The 23,206-nt window shown below is 52.5% G+C and carries 28 protein-coding genes and 1 other RNA gene; 13 read left to right on the forward strand and 16 right to left on the reverse strand.

Annotated elements, in window-relative coordinates:
* Positions 1-24: 24 nt before the first annotated feature.
* The 6 genes from MVD07_RS01155 (at position 25) to MVD07_RS01180 (ending at position 5,095) form a co-directional block, all read left to right on the forward strand.
* Entirely contained in the window at positions 25-1,290 is a 1,266-nt protein-coding gene (locus MVD07_RS01155; protein WP_297497500.1) for a M20 family metallo-hydrolase, read from the forward strand.
* A 76-nt stretch (positions 1,291-1,366) separates the two neighbouring features.
* Positions 1,367-1,711, forward strand: coding sequence for a serpin family protein (locus tag MVD07_RS01160; protein ID WP_297497503.1), 345 nt, complete (start codon positions 1,367-1,369; stop codon positions 1,709-1,711).
* Positions 1,712-1,777: 66 nt separating this feature from the next.
* Positions 1,778-2,212 (forward strand): IS200/IS605 family transposase, encoded by a 435-nt coding sequence (gene tnpA, locus MVD07_RS01165; protein WP_297497506.1) that lies wholly within the window; start codon positions 1,778-1,780, stop codon positions 2,210-2,212.
* A gap of 2 nt (positions 2,213-2,214) precedes the next feature.
* Positions 2,215-3,504, forward strand: coding sequence for a transposase (locus tag MVD07_RS01170; RefSeq protein ID WP_297497557.1), 1,290 nt, complete (start codon positions 2,215-2,217; stop codon positions 3,502-3,504).
* Positions 3,505-3,545: 41 nt separating this feature from the next.
* Positions 3,546-4,322, forward strand: coding sequence for a serpin family protein (locus MVD07_RS01175; protein WP_297497509.1), 777 nt, complete (start codon positions 3,546-3,548; stop codon positions 4,320-4,322).
* 29 nt (positions 4,323-4,351) lie between these two features.
* Positions 4,352-5,095 carry a class I SAM-dependent methyltransferase gene (locus tag MVD07_RS01180; protein WP_297497512.1) on the forward strand — a complete coding sequence of 248 codons (744 nt, stop codon included), beginning with the start codon at positions 4,352-4,354 and terminating at the stop codon, positions 5,093-5,095.
* Here the strand turns inward: MVD07_RS01180 and MVD07_RS01185 are convergent.
* Both MVD07_RS01185 and MVD07_RS01190 read right to left on the reverse strand, forming a co-directional pair.
* Positions 5,061-5,933: a class I SAM-dependent methyltransferase gene (locus MVD07_RS01185; RefSeq protein ID WP_297497515.1), complete on the reverse strand. Its 873-nt coding sequence runs from the start codon at positions 5,931-5,933 to the stop codon at positions 5,061-5,063. The genes MVD07_RS01180 and MVD07_RS01185 overlap by 35 nt on opposite strands.
* A 400-nt stretch (positions 5,934-6,333) precedes the next feature.
* Complete coding sequence (locus MVD07_RS01190) at positions 6,334-7,098, reverse strand: hypothetical protein (RefSeq protein WP_297497518.1); 765 nt, start codon at positions 7,096-7,098, stop codon at positions 6,334-6,336.
* A gap of 174 nt (positions 7,099-7,272) precedes the next feature.
* Here MVD07_RS01190 and MVD07_RS01195 point away from each other — a divergent pair, with 174 nt between their 5' ends.
* Positions 7,273-7,491 carry a hypothetical protein gene (locus tag MVD07_RS01195; RefSeq protein WP_297497521.1) on the forward strand — a complete coding sequence of 73 codons (219 nt, stop codon included), beginning with the start codon at positions 7,273-7,275 and terminating at the stop codon, positions 7,489-7,491.
* A 10-nt stretch (positions 7,492-7,501) separates the two neighbouring features.
* The gene (locus MVD07_RS01200; protein WP_297497524.1) at positions 7,502-7,768 is read left to right on the forward strand and encodes a type II toxin-antitoxin system RelE/ParE family toxin; all 267 of its coding nucleotides are present in this window, start codon (positions 7,502-7,504) and stop codon (positions 7,766-7,768) included.
* Positions 7,769-7,789: 21 nt separating this feature from the next.
* On the opposite strand, the gene MVD07_RS01205 is transcribed toward MVD07_RS01200, so the two are convergent.
* Complete coding sequence (locus tag MVD07_RS01205) at positions 7,790-8,980, reverse strand: class I SAM-dependent rRNA methyltransferase (RefSeq protein ID WP_297497560.1); 1,191 nt, start codon at positions 8,978-8,980, stop codon at positions 7,790-7,792.
* A gap of 69 nt (positions 8,981-9,049) precedes the next feature.
* On the opposite strand from MVD07_RS01205, the gene MVD07_RS01210 reads away from it, so the two are divergent.
* Entirely contained in the window at positions 9,050-9,358 is a 309-nt protein-coding gene (locus MVD07_RS01210; protein WP_297497563.1) for a DUF5748 family protein, read from the forward strand.
* Between the two features lie 11 nt (positions 9,359-9,369).
* Here MVD07_RS01210 and MVD07_RS01215 read toward each other — a convergent pair whose 3' ends face one another.
* Genes MVD07_RS01215 through MVD07_RS01225 form a run of 3 tightly spaced genes read right to left on the reverse strand, consistent with a single transcriptional unit; the run spans position 9,370 to position 12,416 of the window.
* The gene (locus tag MVD07_RS01215; RefSeq protein ID WP_297497527.1) at positions 9,370-10,482 is read right to left on the reverse strand and encodes a tripartite tricarboxylate transporter permease; all 1,113 of its coding nucleotides are present in this window, start codon (positions 10,480-10,482) and stop codon (positions 9,370-9,372) included.
* The gene (locus MVD07_RS01220; RefSeq protein ID WP_297497530.1) at positions 10,461-11,621 is read right to left on the reverse strand and encodes a hypothetical protein; all 1,161 of its coding nucleotides are present in this window, start codon (positions 11,619-11,621) and stop codon (positions 10,461-10,463) included. Before MVD07_RS01220 ends, MVD07_RS01215 begins: the two co-directional genes overlap by 22 nt.
* Before the next feature lie 42 nt (positions 11,622-11,663).
* Positions 11,664-12,416 carry an ATPase domain-containing protein gene (locus MVD07_RS01225; protein WP_297497566.1) on the reverse strand — a complete coding sequence of 251 codons (753 nt, stop codon included), beginning with the start codon at positions 12,414-12,416 and terminating at the stop codon, positions 11,664-11,666.
* A gap of 119 nt (positions 12,417-12,535) precedes the next feature.
* Between MVD07_RS01225 and priL the strand changes: the two genes are divergently transcribed.
* From priL to MVD07_RS10910, 4 genes are all read left to right on the forward strand, one after another.
* Positions 12,536-13,738 (forward strand): DNA primase large subunit PriL, encoded by a 1,203-nt coding sequence (gene priL, locus MVD07_RS01230; protein WP_297497533.1) that lies wholly within the window; start codon positions 12,536-12,538, stop codon positions 13,736-13,738.
* Complete coding sequence (gene priS, locus MVD07_RS01235; RefSeq protein WP_297497536.1) at positions 13,716-14,750, forward strand: DNA primase catalytic subunit PriS; 1,035 nt, start codon at positions 13,716-13,718, stop codon at positions 14,748-14,750. Before priL ends, priS begins: the two co-directional genes overlap by 23 nt.
* 86 nt (positions 14,751-14,836) lie before the next feature.
* Positions 14,837-15,193: an EamA family transporter gene (locus MVD07_RS10905; protein ID WP_366078424.1), complete on the forward strand. Its 357-nt coding sequence runs from the start codon at positions 14,837-14,839 to the stop codon at positions 15,191-15,193.
* Between the two features lie 258 nt (positions 15,194-15,451).
* On the forward strand, positions 15,452-15,565 hold the full coding sequence (locus MVD07_RS10910) for a hypothetical protein (RefSeq protein WP_366078425.1): 114 nt from the start codon (positions 15,452-15,454) through the stop codon (positions 15,563-15,565).
* Here the strand turns inward: MVD07_RS10910 and rnpB are convergent.
* From rnpB to MVD07_RS01290, 10 genes are all read right to left on the reverse strand, one after another.
* Positions 15,551-15,870: RNase P RNA component (gene rnpB / locus MVD07_RS01245), an RNA gene on the reverse strand. The genes MVD07_RS10910 and rnpB overlap by 15 nt on opposite strands.
* Positions 15,871-15,907: 37 nt before the next feature.
* The gene (locus tag MVD07_RS01250) at positions 15,908-17,515 is read right to left on the reverse strand and encodes a hypothetical protein (RefSeq protein WP_297497539.1); all 1,608 of its coding nucleotides are present in this window, start codon (positions 17,513-17,515) and stop codon (positions 15,908-15,910) included.
* Positions 17,516-17,539: 24 nt separating this feature from the next.
* Complete coding sequence (locus MVD07_RS01255; RefSeq protein WP_366078426.1) at positions 17,540-17,830, reverse strand: hypothetical protein; 291 nt, start codon at positions 17,828-17,830, stop codon at positions 17,540-17,542.
* A complete protein-coding gene (locus MVD07_RS01260; protein ID WP_297497540.1) occupies positions 17,830-18,237 on the reverse strand; it encodes a DUF61 family protein in 408 nt (135 codons plus the stop codon). The genes MVD07_RS01255 and MVD07_RS01260 overlap by 1 nt, the downstream gene beginning before the upstream one ends.
* Positions 18,238-18,337: 100 nt before the next feature.
* Complete coding sequence (locus MVD07_RS01265) at positions 18,338-19,195, reverse strand: EamA family transporter (RefSeq protein WP_297497542.1); 858 nt, start codon at positions 19,193-19,195, stop codon at positions 18,338-18,340.
* 9 nt (positions 19,196-19,204) lie between these two features.
* On the reverse strand, positions 19,205-19,969 hold the full coding sequence (locus MVD07_RS01270) for an NAD+ synthase (RefSeq protein WP_297497543.1): 765 nt from the start codon (positions 19,967-19,969) through the stop codon (positions 19,205-19,207).
* Positions 19,970-19,973: 4 nt separating this feature from the next.
* On the reverse strand, positions 19,974-20,249 hold the full coding sequence (locus MVD07_RS01275; protein WP_297497545.1) for a hypothetical protein: 276 nt from the start codon (positions 20,247-20,249) through the stop codon (positions 19,974-19,976).
* Between the two features lie 192 nt (positions 20,250-20,441).
* Positions 20,442-21,449, reverse strand: coding sequence for an oligopeptide/dipeptide ABC transporter ATP-binding protein (locus tag MVD07_RS01280; RefSeq protein WP_297497547.1), 1,008 nt, complete (start codon positions 21,447-21,449; stop codon positions 20,442-20,444).
* Positions 21,450-21,459: 10 nt separating this feature from the next.
* The gene (locus MVD07_RS01285) at positions 21,460-22,419 is read right to left on the reverse strand and encodes an ABC transporter ATP-binding protein (RefSeq protein ID WP_297497550.1); all 960 of its coding nucleotides are present in this window, start codon (positions 22,417-22,419) and stop codon (positions 21,460-21,462) included.
* 10 nt (positions 22,420-22,429) lie between these two features.
* Positions 22,430-23,206, reverse strand: a 777-nt coding sequence (locus MVD07_RS01290; RefSeq protein ID WP_297497551.1) for an ABC transporter permease, incomplete at its 5' end; no start/stop codon positions are given.

Genomic DNA, 23,206 nt, shown 5'->3' on the forward strand with positions numbered 1-23,206 from the left:
TGCCCTATCAACTACGGTGATGGTATGGGGGATACTCTAGTTAAGGTACTCAAGGAAATAGAGGACCTCCGTGACGGGATGGTGAAAACCCTTGTCGAGCTGATAAAAATCCCCGCCATAAGCCCCGACTATGGTGGCGAGGGCGAATACGACAAGGCCCAGAAACTGCTTGAGATAATAAGGGACTGGCCCTTCGACAGGGTTGAGGTTTATGAAGCACCCGACGGAAGGGCCAAGAACGGCGTCAGGCCCAGCATTCTGGCTTACTACTACGGCGAAAAAGGTAAAGAAAGCGAGAGGCTGTGGATTCTAACGCACCTTGATGTTGTCCCGCCAGGAGACCTGAGCAAATGGAAAAGCGATCCTTTCAATCCCCTCGTGAAGGACGGGAAGGTCTACGGAAGGGGCGCGGAAGACAACGGGCAGAGCCTGGTCGCCTCTCTGTATGCTGTGAAGGCTCTCATGAACCTCGGAATAAGGCCAAAGCGGACAGTAATCCTCACCTTCGTCAGCGATGAGGAAACCGGTAGTCACTACGGGGTTGAATGGCTGATAAAGAACCATCCAGAGCTTTTCAGGAAGGACGACCTCGTTCTCGTCCCGGACGGTGGAAACGAGGAGGGAACCTTCATCGAGGTGGCTGAAAAGAGCATACTTTGGTTCAGGCTGAGGGTTAAAGGAAAGCAGGTTCACGCCAGCATGCCGGAGAAGGGCCTCAACGCCCACCGCATTGCCCTAGACCTGACCTACCACCTCGACAGGCTTCTCCACGAGAAGTACTCAAGGAGGGATGAACTCTTCGAGCCGCCTGAGAGCACCTTCGAGCCGACGATGGCTAAAAACCCGGCAGATTCTCCAAACATAGCCCCCGGAGAGCACGAGGTTGTCTTCGACTGCAGGATTCTGCCCGATTACAGCCTCGACGAAATCCTCAACGAGGTAAGGACTTTCTCTGAAGAGGTCAGAGGGGCATACCTGAAAGAGATTGATGGGAAAATCCTCCCAGAGATAGATGTTGATGTTCTCCAGAGGCTTGACGCTCCAAAGCCGACGGATCCAGACAGCGAAATCGTTAGACTGCTCAAAGAGGCGATCAAGAAGCTCCGCGGCAGAGAAGCCAAAGTCGGGGGCATAGGCGGTGGAACCTTTGCCGCCTTCTTCAGGAAGCTCGGCATGCCCGCTGTTGTGTGGGCGACTTTGGATGAAACCGCCCACCAGCCCAACGAGTACGCGAAGATAGAAAATATGGTGGAGGATGCCAAGGTGATGGCAGCCTTGGCTCTTCTCTGATCCTTTTTGCTTTAAACCTCTTTAGAGTCATCACCAACTATTTATACTCCCCCACCTAATACCTCCCGGTGGTTTCATGAAGCGGGCCGTTTTGCTCCTTCTTCTTTTCGTTGCCATCGTTGGAGGCTGTTTAGGGCAAGCTGAGAAGGAGAGGCCGTCAACGACATCAACCACATCATCCTTCTCGCCGAACACCAGATACGACGTGCTGGAAGGGGGCCATGAAAGGCCCATCGTTGGGGCAATCAACGCCTTTGCCGTTAACCTCTACCTTGAGCTGGTCAAAGATGGTGGTAACGTCTTCTTCTCGCCCTACAGCGTTGAGACGGCTCTTGCGATGGCTTACGAGGGAGCGAGCGGGGTCACGCGGAATGACTTTTTTCTTCTGAAAGCCTCGTCCTTCAGGGCGGGGATACAGTAATTCTGAACAAGCCCTCAAACAGGAAAGTGAAAAACATTTAAGCAGTAATACAGAAAAGGATTCACAATGAAGCCAGAATCACCAAGAATCAAAAGAACACGACACGCAAAACACTTCATAACCTACCACTTCGTCTGGATACCAAAATACAGGAGGGGCATTCTCACCGGAAAAGTCGCTGAAAGGCTCAAGGAAATGCTCAAGGAATACTCGGAAGAAATCGGGTGTGAAGTCATTGCCCTCGAAGTAATGTCAGACCACGTTCACGTTTTCCTGCAAGCAAAGCCAAACCTCTCACCAGCCCAAATAGTGAACCACTTGAAGGGCAAAACCGCCAGAAAACTCCTCCAAGAATTTCCAGAACTGAGGAGCAAAACGACTCACGGGAGACTCTGGTCTCGCTCCTATTTTGTCCCCTCAGTCGGCTACATAACGGATGAGATTGTTAAGCACTACGTTGAAACCCAATGGGAGCGTGAGTTAAAACGAAAAGGAGCGTAACAATCAAACTCCAGCCCTCAAAAGAACAGGAGAAAATCCTTTTCAAGTTAGCCGATATTGGGGCTAAAGTCTGGAATCGAGTGAATTATCTAAGAAGACAAGAATTCTTTGAGGGTAAACCAGTGGATTTTCTTAAAACTGAGAAAATCGTCTATGAGGAGTTCAAGCGAGAAATTGGCTCGGCGACAGTCCAGCAGATTTGCAGGAAGAATACTGAAGCATGGCGAAGTTTCTTCTCCCTTGCAAGGAAAAAGAAGTCCGGAGAACTCCCCAAATGGCTCAAACCAAAACCTCCAAACCATTTGAAGGAAGGTGGGAGAAGAAAACCCTTAATCATCCTCAGGAACGACCAATACAAAATTGAAGGCAACAAGTTAATCCTTAAAGGACTCGGAAAATTCGGTAAGTTAAAAATTCAGTTCAAGGGTAGGATACACTTGAAGGGCAAACAAGGGAGGCTTGAAATCATCTACGACGACGTGAAAAGAAAATGGTCTGCGAAAATCAGCCTGACGGTCAGTCAGAAATTGACCAAAGAAGGCTGGTTTGAAGTTCCAAGAAAGCCCTTAGGAAACCTCTCAGCGGGTATTGACTTGGGAGTGAACAACTTGATGGCTGTCTATGTGGAAAACGGTGAGAGTTTTCTCGTGAACGGCAGGCCGTTAAAGAGCATCGCCTTTTACTGGCAAAAGAGGATTGCTGATTACCAGTCCAAACTCAACAAGTCTGGAGCGAAAACGAGCAGAAAACTCAGGAGAATGCACGAGAAGGCCAAACTTCAGGCCAAACACTACATCAACACGGCAGTTAGACAAACAGTAGAGAGGCTTTATCGTCTCGGAGTTTCGAGGATTGTAGTTGGTTATCCGAAGGGAATTGCCAGAAACCCCGATAAAGGTAAAAGGCAAAATTTCATTCTCTCTCACGTTTGGCGGTTTAACACGGTGATTCAAAGGCTGAAAGAAGTTGCGGAGGAGTATGGTATTCAAGTTGAGGTCGTTGATGAGGCTTTTACTTCAAAAACTTGCCCCGTCTGTGGGAAGCCCCATGAAGGGGCCCGTTTTGTTCGGGGATTGTTTAAGTGTCCCGTGACGGGGCTTGTATTCAATGCGGACTTAGTTGGGGCTTTCAACATTTTGAAGAAGGTTGTTAAAACCATAACCCCGAGCCTGCCGGGTTTAACGGCGGGTAGGGGTAATCGGGGGAAGGCCCTCCCGGAGGGGTCGAAGACCCGTTTTGGTTTGGGTTTTAATGAGACCCCTCAAACCTCCCCGTCAATGGCGAGGGGTTAAACTGTTGGAACCCTCGCCGTTCACGGCGGGGAGGAGGTCAGATGGGCAATGTGGAGAGCCTCGACTTCATTAGCGACCCTGAGGGGTCTGCAAGGGAAATAAACGCGTGGGTCGAGAATCGGACGAACGGCAGGATTAAGGACATCGTATCGAAGCCCAGCCCCGAAACGAGGCTGATAATAACGAACGCGATTTACTTCAAGGCCAACTGGTTGAGCAGGTTCAGGGCGGACGAAACAAGGAACGGGACGTTCCACTCTCCGAGAGGCCCGGTTACGGTTCCGATGATGCATCAGACCGTGAAGTTCCCCTACTTTGAAAACGACGAACTTCAGGCCCTCGTGATGCCCTACCGTGGCGGAAGACTTGTCATGCTGATAATCCTCCCCGGAAAGGGGAAGTTTAAAGACGTCGAGGGCAACCTGAGCACCGGGTTAATCGAGGAAATCATGAACGGCACGAGGGAAGAGAGGGTGAAGGTGACCCTCCCGAAGTTCAGGTTTGAGAGGGAGTACCATCTGAGGGGTGTCCTTGCAGATATGGGCATGGAGAGAGCCTTCATGGTGCTGGACTTCTCGGGCATTTCACCTGAAGGCAACCTCGCGATAAGCGACGTGGTTCATAAGACCTTCATAAGCGTCGCCGAGAACGGAACCGAGGCTGCAGCTGCAACGGCAGTTACCATGACCCTGAGTGCCCCCGTTGAGCGGGAGAAGCCCAAGGTCTTCAGGGCAGATCACCCCTTCATTTTCCTCATCTACGACAGAGAAACAGAAGCGATACTCTTCATGGGGAGGCTGATGAACCCGAAGGGGTGAGCTTTTAAATTCCCCCTCCAACTTTTCCCATGCCCCTCTGGAAGGATAGAAAGCTGGGCTTACCTGTGAAGGAAGCAGTTAAGCTCTTCCCCGAGCTTGAAAGGTATATGGACGAGCACGGGAGGCTCGATTTCTCAAACAGGAAAGTTAGGATACTCTACAACAGAGCCATAGCAAAGGCTGTCTTCCACCTTGATATAGATTATCACCCTAGGGGCCTTGTGACCACTCCGATTTCGCGCTACCTCTTTCTGAAGACGTTTCTGCGTGGTGGTGAAAGGGTTCTGGAGATAGGGACCGGGCACACGGCTTTGATGTCCCTCATGGCGGAGAAGATATTCAACTGTGATGTTACTGCAACTGAGCTCGATGATGAGTTCTTCGAATACGCGAGGAGGAACGTTGAGAAGAACCGCGCGAGAATAAGGCTCATCAAGAGCGACGGAGGAATAATCCGCGGAGTAATTCCCGAAGGCGAGAGGTTTGACGTTATCTTCTCGGCCCCACCCTACTATGAGGCCCCAACGAAGGGCGTTTTAACGGAAAAGGAGGGCGTCGGTGGTGGGTTGTATGGTGAGAATTTCTCGGTGAGGCTGATAGATGAGGTGCTTGACTATTTGAAGCCCGGTGGGAAAGTTGCCCTGTTCTTCCCAGATAAGAAGCCGCTTTTAGATGCCATAACTGAGAAGGGGAAAGAATTGGGCTACTCGCTGAAGGACGTTAAGTTCAAGGCCGGAACTAGGTGGAGGCACAGCCTGATTTTAACACTTTAGGGACTCGGACCGTGGGCGTCTCTTCATCTCTCAGAGGAGGTGCTTTCTCCTCATCGTCCCTATGGTATTTCTTTCTCGCAACGATTATGATTCTCGGTGAAAACAACCTGTATTTTGATCCGGAATAGTCCCCGTAGACTTCAAGGACTTCCATGTTCCTGCTTTTTAGCATTTTGATCAGTTCGTGGAGGCTGTAGAGTCTCATGCTGTAGTAGAGAGGCTCACTTAGATTCTCCCCCTTAACCTCAACGGTAAGGCGGCTTGTGTAGGGATCAAAGGAGTACCTCAAGGAGAAGTTTCCTTTTCTTGTCCTAACCAGTATCTCGGGGCGCCATTCGTATATAACAGCGGCCATTTTCTGGATGTAGTGATCCCTGTTCAGGATATCAAGTATGAGAACACCACCCTCCTTGAGGTGGTCGATGAAATTTTCTAGAACCCTTTGATTCGTTGCCTCGTCAAAATATCCAAAGCTGCTGAACCAGTTTATCACAACGTCAAACTTCCTGCTGAGGTTCATCTCCCTCATATCACCAACCAGAAACCTTGACCCGGGATGTTTTTGGCCCTTTTCCGAGGCAATCCTGATGTAGCTTGGGGAGATATCCATTCCCGTGACTCTGTAGCCCCTCTCTAGAAATCCAAGACTTATTCTGCCGTCGCCGCAGGGGACATCGAGTACTTCCACCGCATCTGGATGGTACTTTCGCAGGAGGGAGACTATAAAGTCAACCTGCTGCGGAGTATTTTCGTACGCTTCCCTGTGAACCGTGAGGATATCAAAGATGATCTCACCGTATTCTACGTATGTCTTTATGACCCAGTTCGGGTCGAACACGTCTCCCCACCAAAAGACAAAACGGCGGGGGAGAATATAAGTCCACCGCATGTCCAAGGCTTGAACTCTATTGCCTTGGCTGTGCTATAGCTCCATTATTTCGCCTGCCCTGTTGAATTCACCCCGCTTTATGAGCTCGATGGTAAAGGTGTAGAGGCCAAGTTTGAGGAGGTTCTCTGGAGTGAGCCTCTCACGGGACAGCTTGCCTATCCCCCTCGGAGAGCTTTTGAATTGCCTTTTGCCTTAGCGCTTTCAGAGTAGTCGGCGAACTCCAATGCCTGAAGGATTGAGAGGACTTCGAGCTTGGCATCTTCATGTAAGCTTCTTGTCCCGAGTTTCTCCTCCTGTTTTTGAACCTGTGAATACTTTGCGGGGGACGGTGTTGGCCTTTCTGATTTCTTTAGCTTCGAGGGGGTATGGACAAAGGTTCTTTCAGCACGTCCTTCGGGACAACTTCCTTTACAACTTTCAGGAACTCAACCAACTCGGGTATTTTGTATATGTCTTCCGGTGATTCAAATACTTGCTTGAACTTCCGCTTTCCAAACTCATCGAAATACGGTACTTTTCTCTCTGCTATCTTTTCGGCCGCTGCAATGGCTTTATCGACGGCTTCTTCCATTCTCCTCTTTGCTTCCAGTGTTACCAGATTTCTCTTCAGCTCATCGAAGCTTATTAGAATTCCGCCAATATCGTTTTCTCTCAGCTCGCTCATTGCAAATTTCTTATCCTTTGCAAACACCGTCTTTTCCACGAAATTCTCTAGCACCTTTGCGTTTCTCTCCGCGAAGTGAAAACTTGATAGATTGTCTGGTCCGGAAAGGGCAGGGATATGCGTCAATAGCTGGAAAAGTATGTTCCACTTCATCGCGTCCTGCAGGTCTCTTGCCATAATCGGTCTATTTTTGAGGTCCTCCCGCTCATATCCATGTGTTATATGGGGTGTGTTATCTGTGGCATTATATATCTTTACTCCATCTTTTTCTCGATTTTTCAACCGCTCTACAAGGTGTCTTTTGTAAATCTTCTCCTCCTCCAGCGTGGCACTTTCCGGAACCTCCTCAAATATATGATACTCCTTTTCTATTACTTTCTTTCTCAGCATCCCCTTCTTGATCTCAAGGCGTCTCTTTCCCAGTTTATCAGCGGAGTATATCCCCACCATGGCTGCTCCTCCCATTTCCTGAATGGAACGTGGGAAAGTCAATATCTTATGGGGTTACGCGCACCATCCTAAAATGCTTTTCTACCGGGGGTTCAAGATGAAGCCATTGAGGAATGTCCTCGAAAGGCTCGCAAGGTTTAAGTTTTGAAAACCCAATTTTGGTTGGGTGGTTTAATGGGAGAAAGCGTTAACATCTCCCTAATACTCCGTGATATCCAGCTCATGAGGAAAAAACTGGACGAGATAGAGGAAGAGCTTCTCAAGTTAAAGATTGGTGGGCTTGGGGAAGAGGAGGTAAGCGAAGAGGAACTCAAAGAGCTTGAGAGGCTTTCCAAAGAAACCCTGAAGAACGGGATCCCCTGGGAAGAAGCTAAAAGGGAACTGGGCCTTTGAGGTGCCTTAAATGGGCTACGAGGTTCTCCTTCACAGAGAAGTTCTGAGGAAACTCAAGGATGCTCCCGAAAGTGTGCGTAAAAAATTCGGTGAGCTGGTTGAAGAGCTTAGGCTTAACCCGATCCCTTCCGAAAAGTTCGACGTCAAAAAGCTGAGGGGAAGGGAGAACACGTTCAGGGTCCGGTTGGGCGACTATCGAGTTATCTATGAACTCCAGAGAAAGAAACTTCTTATTCTGATACTCAAATTTGGAAAGCGTGAAAATGTGTACAAATAGTTCAATTTTGTTCTCCAATGTTCACTTCATGTCCTCAACGTAGAGGAAGAGCGCCTTGAGGTATTCGGTGTCCTTGGAGGCCATGAGTATCGGGTGATCCGGCGCCTGAGTCCTATAGGGTTCGAGCATCTTGAGGAACTTTCCTGCCTTGGCGGCTGCCGCTATTACCATGTCCTTGAAGGCCTGCATATCAACGTGCTGGGAGCATGAGGCGGTAACCAGCATTCCCCCCTCCCTGACAAGCTGAAGGCCGGCGTAGTTCACGTTGAAGTAAGCTCTAAGGCCCCTCTTAAGGTCCTTCTCGTGCTGAACGAAGGCTGGTGGGTCGAGGATAACTATGTCGAACTTCTCTCCCTTCTTTATCATCTCCTCCATAACCGGGAAGGCCGAGCCAACGATATACTTCATTTTCTCCTCAACTCCATTGAGCTTGGCGTTCTCCTTGACCATGTTGATGGCCCAAGGCGACTTGTCTACCGTGACAACTTCTTCAGCTCCGGCAACGGCCGCATGGATTGCAAAGCCTCCTGTGTAGGTGAAGACATCGAGAACGCGCATTCCCGGTTTAACGTACTTCTCCAAAGCTATCCTGTTCTCCCTCTGATCGAGGAAGAAGCCGGTTTTCTGCCCACGCATGTCGACGATGAATTTTGCCTTGCCCTCATTGATGATGGTGCGGTACTTCTCCTTGCCGAGAAGGACGCGCTCTATCTCTGGTAACCCTTCCTTCCTGCGCGACCTACCGGTGTTTTTCTCGAAGACGGTCTCTATCTCTGGCTCTGCCTCCATTATGACCTCCGCAACGTCGAGCTTGAACCTCTCCATCCCAACGCTCGAAATCTGGAGGGAGGCAATCTCGTTGAAGCGATCAACTATCAGGCCGGGGAGGTAATCCGCCTCGCCGTAGACCATTCGATAAGCCTTGTTGTAGCCCAGAACCTTCTTTCTGTACTCGTTGGCCTTCCTTATTCTCTCGCGGAAGAGCTCCCTGTTTATCTCCGTTTCTCTGTCCTTGGTCACGATCCTGACCATTATGTTCGAGTTCGGGTTGACGAAGCCCCTTCCAAGGAACTTGCCCCCGCGAGTGTAAACCTCAACGATGTCCCCAGGTTCAAACTCACCTTCGGTTCTCACAACACCTTTCTTGAAGACTATCATAGCGCCCTTTCCTATTGCCCTCGCCGCCTGGGCGTCAACGATTACCCTCGCCATTCTCACCACCGGCGTTGTTTCGGCGATAGGTATTTAACCCTTCGCTCCCTATTAAAAACGGTGGTTTCTATGCACTTCGAGGTGATAAAGGAGTTCTTGGAAGAGATGGGTGCAGACTGGATAGAGCTTGAGGATGAGGTTCACATCGAGCCCAAGGTCTTCTATGAGGTCTGGAAATACGTCGGCCAGCCGGAGCTCGGAACCTACGTGATAGAGGACGAAGTCGTTGAGCCCGGCTCATACGACCCCCCTGAAATGAAATACACGGACGTTAAGAAGGTTAAGATCAAGAAAGTTTACTTCGAGACGCTCGATGGGAAGAAGGTCGTCACGGACTACTCCGAGTTCCAGAAGATCCTCAAGGAGAAGTCGGCCTGATTTTTCTTCTTCTACCTTAGAATTACGGGGAGCATTAAGGCCCCCATGCAGTTCGTTCTTCTCACGCCGAGCTCAAGGGCCAGGTGGCCTACGATAGAGGATGCCGTAAGTGCCAGAAGGCCCGGCAGGCCATCAAATGCAATGGAGAGGGTGATGAGGAAGAGAACAACCGCCCCGTTTACGAGCCTGTACGGAACCTTTGAGAGAGCTTCTGCGAGAGCCTTGGAGAGGGGTTCGCCGTAGAGGAGAACGGTCAGTGTTGTTAGCAGAGCGGTGAGCAGGAAAGCCGGGAGGTGGGAAAGGCCCAGCGGCGGCATCATCGCCACCACGCCGTTCCTTGCCCTTCCGGTCTGCAGGTAGTTGACGGTCGAAAAGAGGAAGTTCGCCGTATTCACGGAGTAGACGACAGTCAAAAAGGAGCGCTCGTCCTTGGAAAGAAAGCTGCCTATAAGCGCCGCCTGGGAGGCCGTGAATGCAGGAACCAGGGAAGCCACCATGCCAAGGGTGGTTCCGATGAGAGAAAATAGAATCAGCCTAGCCCGGGTTATGAGGGGTTCCGCCCTGCCCGGTGTTACCTTCTCGCTTGAGAGACCCTCCAGAAGAACTGGAACCCCGAAGAGCCCTGTGAAGAGGTGGTAGAGGGGTTCTCTTAATGGTCTGGACAGGACTAGAATCCCAAGGAAGCCGGAGAGGAGGTAGATGAGAAACGCCGAACCCCTATTCCTCTCATTAACTATGAGGAGTGCCGAGAGGAGCAGAACAACGGCCTTTCCCGTTCCGGGAGTGTAGAGCGGGGCAATCAGAGTGTAGAGTGGAAGCAGAAGGATTGACAGAATTACTGCTAGGGCACTCGAAAGGATGGCGATTCTGACTACTTCCATTCCCCTGCCCCTGAGAACGAGCCTGTGCGCCGGGAGAATCGATAGGGCGCTCCCCTCGTCAGGGACTCCGAGAAAAGTCGAGGGGAAGACGTCGAGGAAAGTATGCGTCAGCCCCATGGCAAACAGCGTCACTGCCGATGGAAGGGAGCCCCTCATAATAAGGGCGAGGGTATTAACGTGAATTCCCGGGGTTACACCGCTGAGGGTCCCGGTGATTATCCCTAACAGTGCCTCCCGTAGCATACCTCCTCCCTCGAAGGAACCTGAAAGGCCGGCATGCCCCTGTATGTGGTGAACTCCCCGTAAGCTGTTATGGACTCGTTCTCCTCAATGGAAACACCCAGTCTTGAGGACAATTTCAGTAGAATCCAGCAGGTTCCGTTGGTCACGTTTGCTATCCCGAAACCGTTCCTGTAAACCTTTACCCAGGCTACCCTCCCCTCAACCTTTCCAAAGCGGCCCTCCGCCGGAGAGCATATCGAGTTGGGAAGGGCTTCGCGGGGCTTGGCAACATTACAGGAGAGGCACAGGAGGCTCGACCTCCTTCTGAGGGCATTGAAGTGAACGGTGTCCCCGACCCTTGCGCTGAAGTTGTAGAGCCTCAGCCTTGTGCAGTTGAGGCCCAGAGAACGGCCGGCCCTGACGACAAGGCATTCGCCCTCGGCTATCTGACCGTAGCGGGCCCTTGAAATCGGAACTGTCTCGGCCATCCCGAGAACCCTCACATCATTGGAATCCTCAACATAGAGCGTGATTTTAGAATAAAGCTTGGCTATGCCGAGGATCTCGACCCTTCTCCCGGGGTTGAGGGAGACACCATGGGGCAGGTAAACCCTGAAGGACTCGCTCCCGTTCCACACCTCAGCCGGGTTTCCCGGGCGCGTGACGACTCCATGGAGAAGGTAGGGCATTCCGTCAGCGGGCTTCTCCAGGTACTGGAACTCTTCAACCTCCAGAGGATAGAATCTGTTGCCGTAGAATATGCCCTTAGCGGAGATCAGATGGCCTCTGGTAACGTTTAGGGGCACCGCTAGGCGAATCCTTGTCGGGGTTAAAATTAGTGGATATGCCGAGTCCCAGTAAGCCCCCCTCAGGGTTTCGAGGGGAAAAGCTAACCCACTTTCTTGTATGCTGGCAACGTCCATCCAGAGCCCGCTTGATGCCCTTCTCAGCCTGCCGTGAACTGTATAGACCTTCCCAACATGGAGCTCCTCACCAATCCCGAGGGTTGCCGTTCCGTTGTATAGCAACGAGAATCCTGGCTTGGAAAGGACGCAAAGGCCTGTAAAGGAGTCCTGCTCGGGAGAGTAGTGACTAAGGGCAAGGCTGACGACTATGAGAGATGATATCAAAACAACTATTTTAATGTTAGTCTTAACCATCAAAGTTGGTAAAAGTAAAAGGGCTTAAAAAATTTACGGGAATCAGTAAATTTCACCGCTGGGATAGACTACTATGCCCTCGCTGGTTATCTCGAAGGGGTACTTCTTCATCGAGTGCTTGGTTTCACGCATCTTTCTTATCAGAAGGTAGCGCTTCAGTTCGACCTCCTTCTCTATGAAGTCAAGTAAAACTACTCCCCTTGAGATGTACTCCTCTACCCCGTACCTGCTTATCCTGCCGTGGGCTGGATCGGGTGCCTCGGTTGTCAGGATTGATGTTATGCCCATCTCCAAGAGGATGGTGTTCAGCTGGAGCAGGACTTCCCTTATCTCGTCCTCTTTTCTGAGTCTGAACGCGATAGACGGTATCGAGTCAACGAGGAGCCTCTCTGCGTTTATTGCCTTAACGACTCGATAGATATAACGGAGGAAATCTTCGGCGTTGATATTCCCTTCAAGGACGTACTGTTCCTCTGACGGGAGGCCAACGACTGCACTGACACCATCAACTATCGCTATCAGACCCTCCTTCTCGTACTTCTCGATGTCCCATCCGAACGACTTCATCTCACGCCTGAGATCTTGGGCGCGCTCTTCCATCGTCACTATGACACCCGGCTCATTGTAGAGCTCTGCACCCTTGTAAACGAACTGGACGCCGAAGGTCGTCTTTCCACTCCCGGTAGGGCCAGTGACCAAAACAGTTGTCCCTTTAGGAAATCCACCCTCAATGAGTCCATCAAAGCCAGGGATTCCACTGCGGATCCTTTCAACAAAATGTCTCTTCGTGAGCATACCTATCACCCAAAGGAATGGGGTTTATCTATCCGATAAGGTTTAGGTCACTATAGATATAAAACTTTTGGGAGGGAAAGTGTTTTTAGGCTTTTTCCCTAGCTTCACCGGGTGCTGGAATGAAAGATCCCTTTGGGAAGGATGCTGAAAGGCTTATCAGGGAGGAGTTCGGTGACCTGCTCACACTGCTTCAGCGGATACCGTTGAGCGTGAGCGTTGATGACGTGCTCACCCTCGTCGCTTGGGTGCTTGCCTCGGAAGAACCTCCCGAGAAACTCCTCAGGAGGAGCCCCTTGGAGGAGACCAAGGATGTCTTCAGGTTCTACGCCTTACTCGGGGCCCTGGCACTTTCTCCCTATGGAATAGAGCTTGAGCTCGTTGAGAAAGCCCTCGTGAAGCTATACGGGAAGAGGCTTAAGGGGAGCGACCTTTCGGGAACCATGTTAATGGTCGAGGAAATCCAGACCGGTGAGGTGCCGGAGAGGGACAGGAAGATACTCGAAAAACCGATGGATAAGAACGTTGACCCATCCGAGAGGGAAAGGAGAAAGCTCAGGTACAGGATGAGGCTCGCTGAGTTCCTAACGCTTTGGGACGGCTCTCTCAAGGAGGTTTACATAAGGGGGGGCTACGCATACCTTACACAGGAGACCGCCCTCCAGCTCTGGGAGAGAGCCTTCACGAGGAGGATTGAAAGGGCCTCTAGGCTGCTCTCCAAGATGAGCGACGAACTGCCTGAGTTCTATGGGGAGCTAAGGGAGAGGCTGAGGAATATTGCTGAGGAGCACTTCAAGGAGAGGCTTGAGAAACTCGGGAAGGTCGGCGCACAGCCACTCCGCTTCGACCTGTTCCCACCCTGCATCAAGGAAGCCCTGAAGGGAGTTCCAGCCGGCATGAGGAACTATGCAATAACGGTTCTCCTTACGAGCTTCCTGAGCTACGCGAGGATATGCCCCAATCCGCCTAGGAAGGACGTCCGGGTTAGGGACTGTGTTGAGAGTCTCGACATCATAGAGAAGGAGATACTCCCGGTTATAATCGAGGCCGGAAACAGGTGCACGCCACCGCTCTTCGAGGACCAGCCTCACGAGATAAAGAACGTCTGGTACCACCTCGGCTTTGGCTTAACTGACAGGCCTACCCTTGAGGACAGCGGGAACTCTACCTGGTACTTTCCGCCAAACTGTGACAAGATAAGGGCCAATGCCCCCGGGCTCTGCAAGCCGGACAAGTACTGCAGGGGGGTAAAGAACCCCCTGACCTACTACCTTAGAAGACTGGCTAGGGAGGGCAGGAAAGATGCTGCTGAGGGAAGTGAGTAAGGAGGAGAGGAAGCTCTACTACAGGGACGAGTGGGACGCGGATAAGATACCCGACTTCATACTCAACACGCTTGAGCTGAGGGAGTTCGGCTTCGACCACACCGGGGAGGGTCCGAGCGACAGGAAGAACGTCTATTCCGATTCAAGGGATCTGGAAGACTACGTTAAAGCAACTGCACCCTATGCTGTATACTCCTCCGTTGCCCTCTACGAGAACCCGGAGAGGATGGAGGGCTGGAAGGGAGCAGAACTCGTCTTCGACATAGACGCCAAAGACCTTCCCCTAAGGCGCTGTCAAAACGAACATCCGAGCGGTCAGGTGTGTCCCATCTGTCTGGAAGACGCCAAAGAGCTCGCGAGGGATACGGTGGTCATTCTGAGAGAAGACTTCGGGTTTGAAAACGTACATATAATTTACTCCGGGAGGGGCTACCACATCAGGGTTCTCGACGACTGGGCTTTAAGGCTAGACACGAAGGCAAGGGAGAAAATTTTGGCCTACGTAAGCGCCTCCGAGGAGATCGCCTTCGATGACGTTCAGAGCAGGAGGATAATGCTCTCCTCGGGCTATTTCAGGGCCTTCCGTCTGCGCTTCGGCTACTTCATAGAGAGGGCCAACTTAAACCACCTACTGGGCATAGGTCTGAGGAAAAATCTCGCCGAAAAGCTCATTGAGGACGAGACGAGGAGGAGAATCGTCGAGAACTTTGTTAAGAAGGGCCTCTTAGCCTCTTTCCCAGAGGGCACAGGTTACAAGTCTCTTCTCAGGCTCTTTGGGCTTTCATCAACTTTCTCAAAGGCTTACTTCGACGGTCGTGTTACCGTCGACGTCAAGAGGATTCTGCGCCTCCCTTCAAGCCTTCACTCAAAGGTGGGTCTAATCACGACCTACATAGGCTCCAGCGAGAGAAAGCTTGAGAGGTTCAACCCCTTCAGGGATGCCGTTCCGAGGTTCCGGAGGGAGGAGGTCGAGGAGGCCTACAGGGAGTGGCTAGAGGAGCACAGTCAATGAGGGGGAAGGGCCGAGATAGTGGTCTCAATGCTCATCTGGGGGAGCGTTGGATATTCTCGCGCCTCTCCGGGTTAAGTGGGCTTGGAGTGGCTTTTGCCAGAGTTTCGCTCGGCGTGCTGGTTCTCTTCCAACTCCTGCCCCTCAGGGGAAAGCTCAAAAAAGCATTCGGGGCGTTTAGGGAGGGGAAACTGCTCGTTCTCTTCGGTCTCTCACTGGTCCTCAACTGGGTCTTTCTCTTCACAGCCTTCGACAGGACGACCATAGCAAACGCCGTCTTCGTCTACTACCTTGCACCGGTCATGGCGACGCTGATTTCCTGGCGCTTTCTCGGGGAGAGGGTTTCTGGGAGGAGAGGAATGCTCATCGGGATGGCCTTTGGTGGTTTTCTGGTCATAGCCCTCGGGAATGGATTTGAGGTTGGCAGTGAGACTTTCAGGGAATAACCCTCGCCCTGATAGCCAACCTTGGGCGGCCTTAAGGGACGTTGACGGTGAAATCCTGACTTTCCTCCAGCTATCCCTGGCGTCCCTCTCCATCATGACATTCCTCCCGTTTCTCCTCCTCGGCAGGTCCATCCCTTGGGCTATTACTATGCTGGTTCTCGTTCACACAGTTCTGGCACTCTACATCTACATGGACGGCCTTAAGAAAGTTGAAGTAAACGAGTTGCACCCCTCAGCTACCTAGACCCCCTAAGTGCGGTGATCTATGCCTTTCTAATCTTCGGTGAGGTTCCAACCTTAGAAACAGCTATGGGTGGGGCGTTGATTCTGCTGGCATCTGTCCTGGATGTAGTTTTGGCGAGGGGGTTGTAGCCCGCCTTCTGTATCAAGGGGCATTCGACTGAGCGGCCTACCACGGGGCTCGCACCGGGAACTCATCACCCCTCTCTCGGCCTTGCACCCCGCGGGACGGCCGTTTCACCGCATCCCCCGGGATAGTCTGCGGGTTAGCTCGGGGCCCTCGCGAGCCCCTTCGCGCGCTTCATTCACATCCCCCGGAGGCCGTGTCGTTTCTGCGCCGTTGCCCGGCCTCTCGGCCGGTGCCTTGCGGCACCGCGGCCCCGGTGCGGTGGGCGGAACTTCCTCGGGAGCACCCCGGGAGCCCCCTACCCCCTCGCCAAAATGGGGTTAGGAGGGGATAATAAAAAGGTTTGGTCACTTCTTAGGCAGGGAGTCCCTCTCGCGGAACTTCGGAACTTTGGGCCTCCTGAACCTTCCGAGCGGGGAGCGACGCTTCGGCTTTGATCTTTTGTGCCTCGGCTGTTCCCTCTTGTAGTACCATCCTCCCACCACGAAGACAACGAGGAGTATCAGGGCAACTGCAACCCACGCTAAGTTTCTTCCCTCGCTGGTCATTGTCCCAGTGCTTGAAGAAGTAGGGGTAGAAGAAGTCGTTTTTGAGGTGGTGGTCGAAGATGTTGACGGTGGAACTGTTGCGAGGGCACTCCCGTTTATGGAGCTCACATGACCGTCGGCCTTCAGGGCGAAGGAGTAGGAGATGTTGCCCGGGGGAACCCGAAAGACCATTTTCAACGTGCTGTTGCCTGAGGGGATCCTATGGGCTATTGAGTCCTCATAGAGGGTCTTCCTGCCCTCCGAGATGAGATAGGACAGTACGGCATCAACCGCATCACCGGGATTGGAGATTGAGAGCACAAAGGAAAGCCTGCCGTCGGAGTAGTCTGCCCTTAGGTTGACTATCTTTGGAGGGGCTATTACCTGGTACTTAACCTCACTTGTGCCGACGAGTCTGTCTCCAAGGTAGAGCCTGACCTGAGCCGTTAGGTTGCCACCGACGTTGGTGGGAAGGGTAAGTTCGTAGACCCCGGTTCCAGGTGAGAGGTTTAGCTCCTTTGAGGTTTTCCCCACGCTCTCGTTCCCCCGGAAAACCTCGACCTCAAGCCTGACTTTGGCCTTTCTTTCAGACAGAACCGTTATGTAGACCCCGTCCTTCCCGTTGAGCTTTACCCTGTTTTTCTGGAGCGAGACCCCTGCGAGTTTAACTCCAACAAGGACGGTGAAGTTCTTTGTGAAGGTGTAGCTCCCACCCCCCCCAGAGAGCGAATACCTGAGAGTGTAGCTGCCCTCTGGATAGTGGAGTCCTATCGGAACCGTGAACTTGACCACTGAGTCCCCTGGGACAGCGGTGATGCGCTCTTTTTTGGAGTAGTACTCCCTCCCTTCCCTCTCCAAGGAAACGCTCGCGGTGACGGTAACGTTTTTGTGGCCTATGTTGATGACGTGGGAGTAAACCACCACACTCTCTCCAATGAAAGCGTATGAGAATGTGCCTTTCCCGGAAATGTATGTCTCCGCATCCTTGAAGATGAGGGGTGAGGCCAGAACCTGGAGTGGCACTTCGGCGCGGACTACTACCACCTGTCCTCCGCTCTTCCCGATAAACCTCAGGTGGAGAGTGTAGTTGCCGGGGGTGACGTTCTCAGAGCAGCTCAGGCGGTAGTTTATGGTCTTTTCCTCCCCGCTCTTCCAGCTTGAGAATACCTGGGGGGATATCGTCAGGTTGAAGCCACCCACTCCCTCTCCCCTCTTATCCTCGACCCAGAAGCGCTGGTAGCTGATGAGCGAATACGCTAGGGGTGCCTCGTTCTTGAGGACAAGCTTACCCTGCGTGTAGTCGCCCCTGACAACAGTAATCGTTGCGCCCGTCGTGAGCCTTCCGAACTGGGCCGAAACATTGGGCAGGAATGAGACAAGGAGCATCAGTGCTATCAATAAAGGTAAATACTTTCGCATGTTCTTCACCGCTCAAAATAGGGTGTTCAGGATTTAAAGGCTACCCCTGAGTGCCGGGAGCAGGAGTGCGATTCCCAGGATTCCCATAAGGATTGAGAAGAGCATGTAGATCCTGTAAACTGACAGGCGGGAGAAGTGCGGCCTGACGATAACTCCAATTATTGTGAGCATGACTCCATAGAGGGTCGCAAAAATGCCGAGCGACAGCCTGACGTCGATCCTTACAAGGAGGAGGATTCCAAACACTGCACCGGCGAAGACGGTAACGTGGGGTACGGTGAAGGCCAGGTAGTTGAGGAAAGTCCTTTCCTCTTTCATTCCCATCACTCCGATATGAAGGCGTAGGTTGTTGTAGTTGGGAGTTCGCGTCTGACCCTTGGGAGGAGGTATCTCGGGTATAACCTCTCCTCCGGCTCATCGAGGGGGTCATAGGTCCCCAAAATCCTGTCTATCAGCTTTACCGCAGTCCTGCCCCTGACCCTGAAGTAGCCCCTGAAATCCGTGACTATCTCAAGGACAACGGGCAGGAGGAGCTTTTCATCGTCACCCGGGTCGAGGAGCAGGGCAATCTTTTCAAGCTCGCTCCTTCTGAAGCCGTGCCAGCTCCCGTCTCGGAGCCTCACACCCGGTCGTTCTTCGCTTAGGAGGGACTTCAGTGTCGTCCTCCGCGCCGGCAGGTGGGCGTTTATCCTGTATATCTCCCTGATGAGGGCGTCTTCAACATTTCCCATGGTTGAGGAGAAGGCTCTCAAAAGATAAAATTTGCTTGACATTTGAGTGTTAAACTCTTAGACCTGAAACCCTAAAATCCCACTTTTGATGTCAAAGGATCTAGCGAATCTCTTCCTCCTCGACACCCCTTGAGTGGACTAGTATAGATGCCCCAACTATGAGGATCGCCCCCACGATCTGGGGCAAGCTCAGCTTCTCTCCGAAGAGAATGTAGGCCAGGGCTATTGCAACGACCGGTTCGACCGTTGCCACTATGCTGGCCCTGCTCACCTCGACCTCTTTTAGGGCATGGTTGTAGAGGACGTAGCCGAGGAACGTCGGGAAAAAGGCCAGTCCGAGGAGATATGGAATCGCTCCGGAGGGTACTGAGAACTTTGCGAAGGGGGCAAGGTAAAGCAACCCGAAGAAGAGTGTCATGAAGAGAACCCGCTCGGGTCTCTCGTCCCTGACGCCAAACTTCGCCATGATTCCATAAATGGAGTAGACGAAGCCCGTACTTATCCCCGTGAGGAGGGGCAGAAAACCCACGTTGAAGTCCACGTTGCCCGCAACTAGGATGACGCCGAGCATAACCATGAGGAGGGAAATTGCCTTCTCGGTAGTTATTGGCTCCCCGAAGATTAAACGGCCCAGAACTACAGAAAAGGCCGGGGCAGTGTAGACAAGAAGGACTGCAAACCCGACCGAGGAAATCTTAACAGTGTAGAAGTAGAGCGTGTAGAAGGCAAAAACACCCACGAGACCATAGATGGCGTAGAAAGAGAGCCTTTTCCTTGTGAAGGGGTTCTCACGCAGGAACAGGGTAATGTAGGAGCCGAGGATGAGAAGTGCAAAGAGGACTCTCCAGAAGACCATCGTGAAGGAGTCAACACCGTAGCGGTAGATGTAGGTGGCGAATATCCCTAAGGTTCCCCACATGCTTGCAGCGAGAAAAACCAAAAGGTAGCCGCGTCTCATGGGGTCACCTCAGAAGGAGGGGCCGGTAGGAAGCCTTCTTTTGTGCTCGCTTGACGTTACGAGCATCTCTACGTGTTCAATGGTCTCAACGCTTACCCCAAGCTCACTGGCGATTTCCCCATGGGGCATCTTAAGGTCGACCAGACGCCAGAGGATTTCATCCAGCAGGTGGTAGCTTATTCCAAGCTCATCCTCGTCGGTCTGGCCCTCCCAGAGGCCGGCCGTTGGTTTCTTCTCAATTATTCTCTCTGGAACTCCGAGGAGCTTCGCTATCTCCCAGACTTCTGTCTTGTAGAGGTTTATCAGCGGTGCGTAATCGCTGGCCCCGTCACCCCATTTGGTGAAATAACCCGTCAGAAACTCGCTCCTGTTGCTCGTCCCGAGGACGAGACGGTTTAGAGCGTTCGCGTGGGCATAGAGGAGAGCCATTCTGGTCCTGGCCATTATGTTGCCGAGGCTCTTCTTGTCGGGCCCAAAGCCAAGGGACTGAACGAAGGCATCCACTATTGGCCTTATGTTTACAACTTTATACCGTATGCCGAGGCTCTCGCAGACGAGCTTTGCATCCTCAACTTCCCGGTTCTCGTAGTAGGGCATTATAAGGCCGAGAACCTTCTTCCTTCCCAGGGCCCTAACGGCGAGATAAGCTGTTGTGGCACTGTCTATCCCACCGCTCACGCCAACGACAACTCCGTCGGCCTTTGCTTCTTTGACCCTCTCTGATATAAAGTCCACTATCCTTTCGATGGCCTTTTCGTAGTCAAGGAGCCTCACGAGCTCACCCCCTGAGGGTTCTCTCAAGGCCGATCCACGCCAGTATCGTACCCACTATCGCGAAAACAAACGCCGGAATCGCTAGGTCAGAGTATGGGTACTCGACGCCCTTGACCTCATAGCTGTAGTTCACTTCTCCCTTAAAAACGTTTACAGTCGGTCTTTCCCCCGGATGGAGTGTGAGGTTTCCCGTTAGGTTGTAAAGGGTGTAGTTTGGCCCCCAGGAGACCATTATGCTGGCGTTTTTGGAGCTGAGTCTCAGGCTTCTGTTTGTGATCACGTGCTCCTCGAAACTTGAGTTGCCCAGAAGATGGTCTCCAACTCCAAAAGTGCCCGATTGTGAATACGAGATCGGGTTGAAGCAGAAAACGGAAACCGCGGAGAGAATGAGGGCGAGTATCAAAAAGGAAAGCCCCACGAGAAATAGCTTGGAGCGGAAAATAATTGAAAGGGAAGGCATTGAGACCACCGGTCAGAATTTGCCAACGAGGTGGCATTCGGCCCAATGGTTGTGCTCGTACTCGATGAGCTTTGGTTGCTGGACGTCGCAGAGGCCCTTCTGGAAGTAGATGCACCTTGGATGGAAGCGGCAGCCTGGTGGGATCTCGACGGCACTTGGGACCTCACCCTTGATCGGTAACTCTTTGATAACGTTTCTTCTCTCTGGTTTGGGTTCTGGAACCGCCGCGAGGAGGGCTCTAGTGTATGGATGGAGGGGGTTGTCTATGACCCTCGTGGCAGGTCCTATCTCAACTATTCTTCCGAGGTACATCACAGCTATCCAGTCTGCGAAGTACCTGGCCGTTGAGAGGTCGTGGGTGATGTAGAGGTAGGTAACGCCTATCTTGTCCTTGAGGTCTTTCATCAGCTCAAGGATTTCAGCACGGATTGAGACGTCGAGCATCGAAACCGGCTCGTCCGCTACGATAAACGTCGGGTTAAGGATGAGAGCCCTTGCTATTGCCACACGCTGTCTCTGACCGCCGGAAAGCATATGGGGGAACCTGCTGACGTAGTCCTCTGGAGGTGTGACCTTGACCATTTCGAGGGCCTTATAGATGAGCTCCTCGCGCTCCGCCCTGGTCTCACCGATGCCGTGTATGAGGAGTGGCTCCTCAAGGACATCGAATATCCTGAAGCGCGGATTGAGGGACGCAAAGGGGTCTTGGAATATCATCTGCACCTTTCTCCTGTAGGCTAGGATTTCCTCCTTGGTAGTTATCTCCGTGACGTCCTGTCCCTCAAGGTAGATTTTACCATCGGTGGGCTCGAGGAGCTTGACAATGAGCCTACCTGTTGTTGACTTTCCACAGCCACTCTCACCAACAAGGGCGAAGACCTGCTGCTTGTGTATCTCGAAGCTGACCCCGTCAACGGCGTGGACAAAGCGCTGTGGTTCACCGCGGAGGCTCGCTAGGAGGCCCCTCTTGAGGGGAAAGTACTTCTTGAGGTTTTCAACCTTGAGTATTGGCTCCGCCATCGTTCACACCTCACAGCAGCCAGCATGCGGCGTAGTGGTCTTTATCAATCTCCTTCAGCTCGGGCACCTGTTCCCTGCAGATGTCCATAGCGTAGGGGCACCTTGGATGGAAGCGGCATCCCTTCGGAGGGTTGATAAGATTGGGCGGCTGACCTGGGATGAATTCGAGCTTCTCAACGTCTTCGTGAAGCCTAGGTATTGCCGCGAGGAGCTTCTGGGTGTAGGGGTGGGCTGGCTCGTAGTAGATCTTCTCGCTGTCGCCTATTTCAACAAGCTTTCCGGCGTACATTATGGCAACACGGTCGCTGATCTCGGCGAGTATGCTGAGGTCATGGGTGATGAATATCATCGAGAGTCCGAGCTCCTTCTTGAGGCGCTTCATGAGGTTTATGATCTGTGCTTGGACGACGACATCCAAAGCCGTTGTGGGCTCGTCCGCTATAACGACGCTGGGTTCCATAAGCAGGGCCATGGCTATGATGACACGCTGCTTCATACCACCGCTCAGCTCGTGGGGGTAGCGGTAGACGATCTCGGGGTCAAGACCAACCAGCTCAAGGTACTTCTGGGCCCTGTCAAGTGCCTCCTCCTGTGACATACCTTTGTGGTAGAGGAGCGGTTCAGTCATCTGATAGCCAACGGTGTAGACTGGGTTCAGGGCGTTCATTGCTCCTTGGAATATCATTGAGATCTTTTCCCACCTGATTTCCTTCCTGAGGACGTCCTCGGGGAGGCCAACTATCTCCCTGCCGTCTATCTTGATGCTGCCGTCAACTATCTTGCCGGGGGGAGTTGGCATGCCCAAAAGGGTGAAGCCGAGGGAGGACTTGCCACACCCGCTCTCACCGGCAAGTCCCATCACTTCACCCTTCTTGAGCTCGAATGAAATATCATCCACTGCCTTGACGACGCCCTTGTTGGTGAAGTAGTACATCTTGAGGTTCTTAACTTCGAGGACTGCCTTGGCCATTCAAATCACCTCACGCGCGCTTGAGCCTCGGGTTGAGGACAGTGTCGAGCGAGACACCAATCAGGACGAATATGAGTCCGACTGTGGCTATTGCGAGTCCCGGCGGAATGACCTGCCACCAGTAGCCGTTTATTGTTGCACCGTTCATATGGGCGTCGTTCAGCATCCTGCCCCAGCTTATCATGTTCGGGTTGGTCAGACCGAGGAAGCTAAGTCCGGCCTCGCTGAGTATTGCTCCGGGAACGCTGAGGGCTATGTTGGCGAAGGCGTACGGGAGGAGCTGCGGGACGATGTGCTTGAAGACTATCCTGCCGGTTCCAGCGCCGAGGGCTCTTGCTGCCTCAATGTAGGTCTGCTCCTTTATCTGGAGGGCCATACTCCTTGCCACCTTGGCAGTTCCCATCCATCCGAAGATGACTAGGATTCCGACCAGCTGGCTTAGGGAGATTCTGCCTCCAAAGTACAGTGAGAGCAGGATTAGCATCGGGAGTACTGGCAGGGTCATCATGAACTCGTTGAACCTCTGAAGGAACTCGTCTATCCAACCTCCCACATAGGCGCTTGTGACCCCGTAGAGGACTCCGATGATGACGGTGCTTATCGCAACCGAGAGGCCTATTGCTATCGCTATCCTGATGCCCCATAGCAGACCGACTGCTATCGGCCTACCCATCTGGTCCGTCCCAAGCAATCCGAAGGTTCTTCCGACCATCGCGACCTCGAACTTGTCGAGGTTGACGTTGACGTATTTCGGAGCCTTTATGATGATCGTGAACTTGTAAGCTCC

It is taken from the genome of Thermococcus sp. (assembly GCF_027008145.1).
GTDB lineage: Archaea > Methanobacteriota_B > Thermococci > Thermococcales > Thermococcaceae > Thermococcus.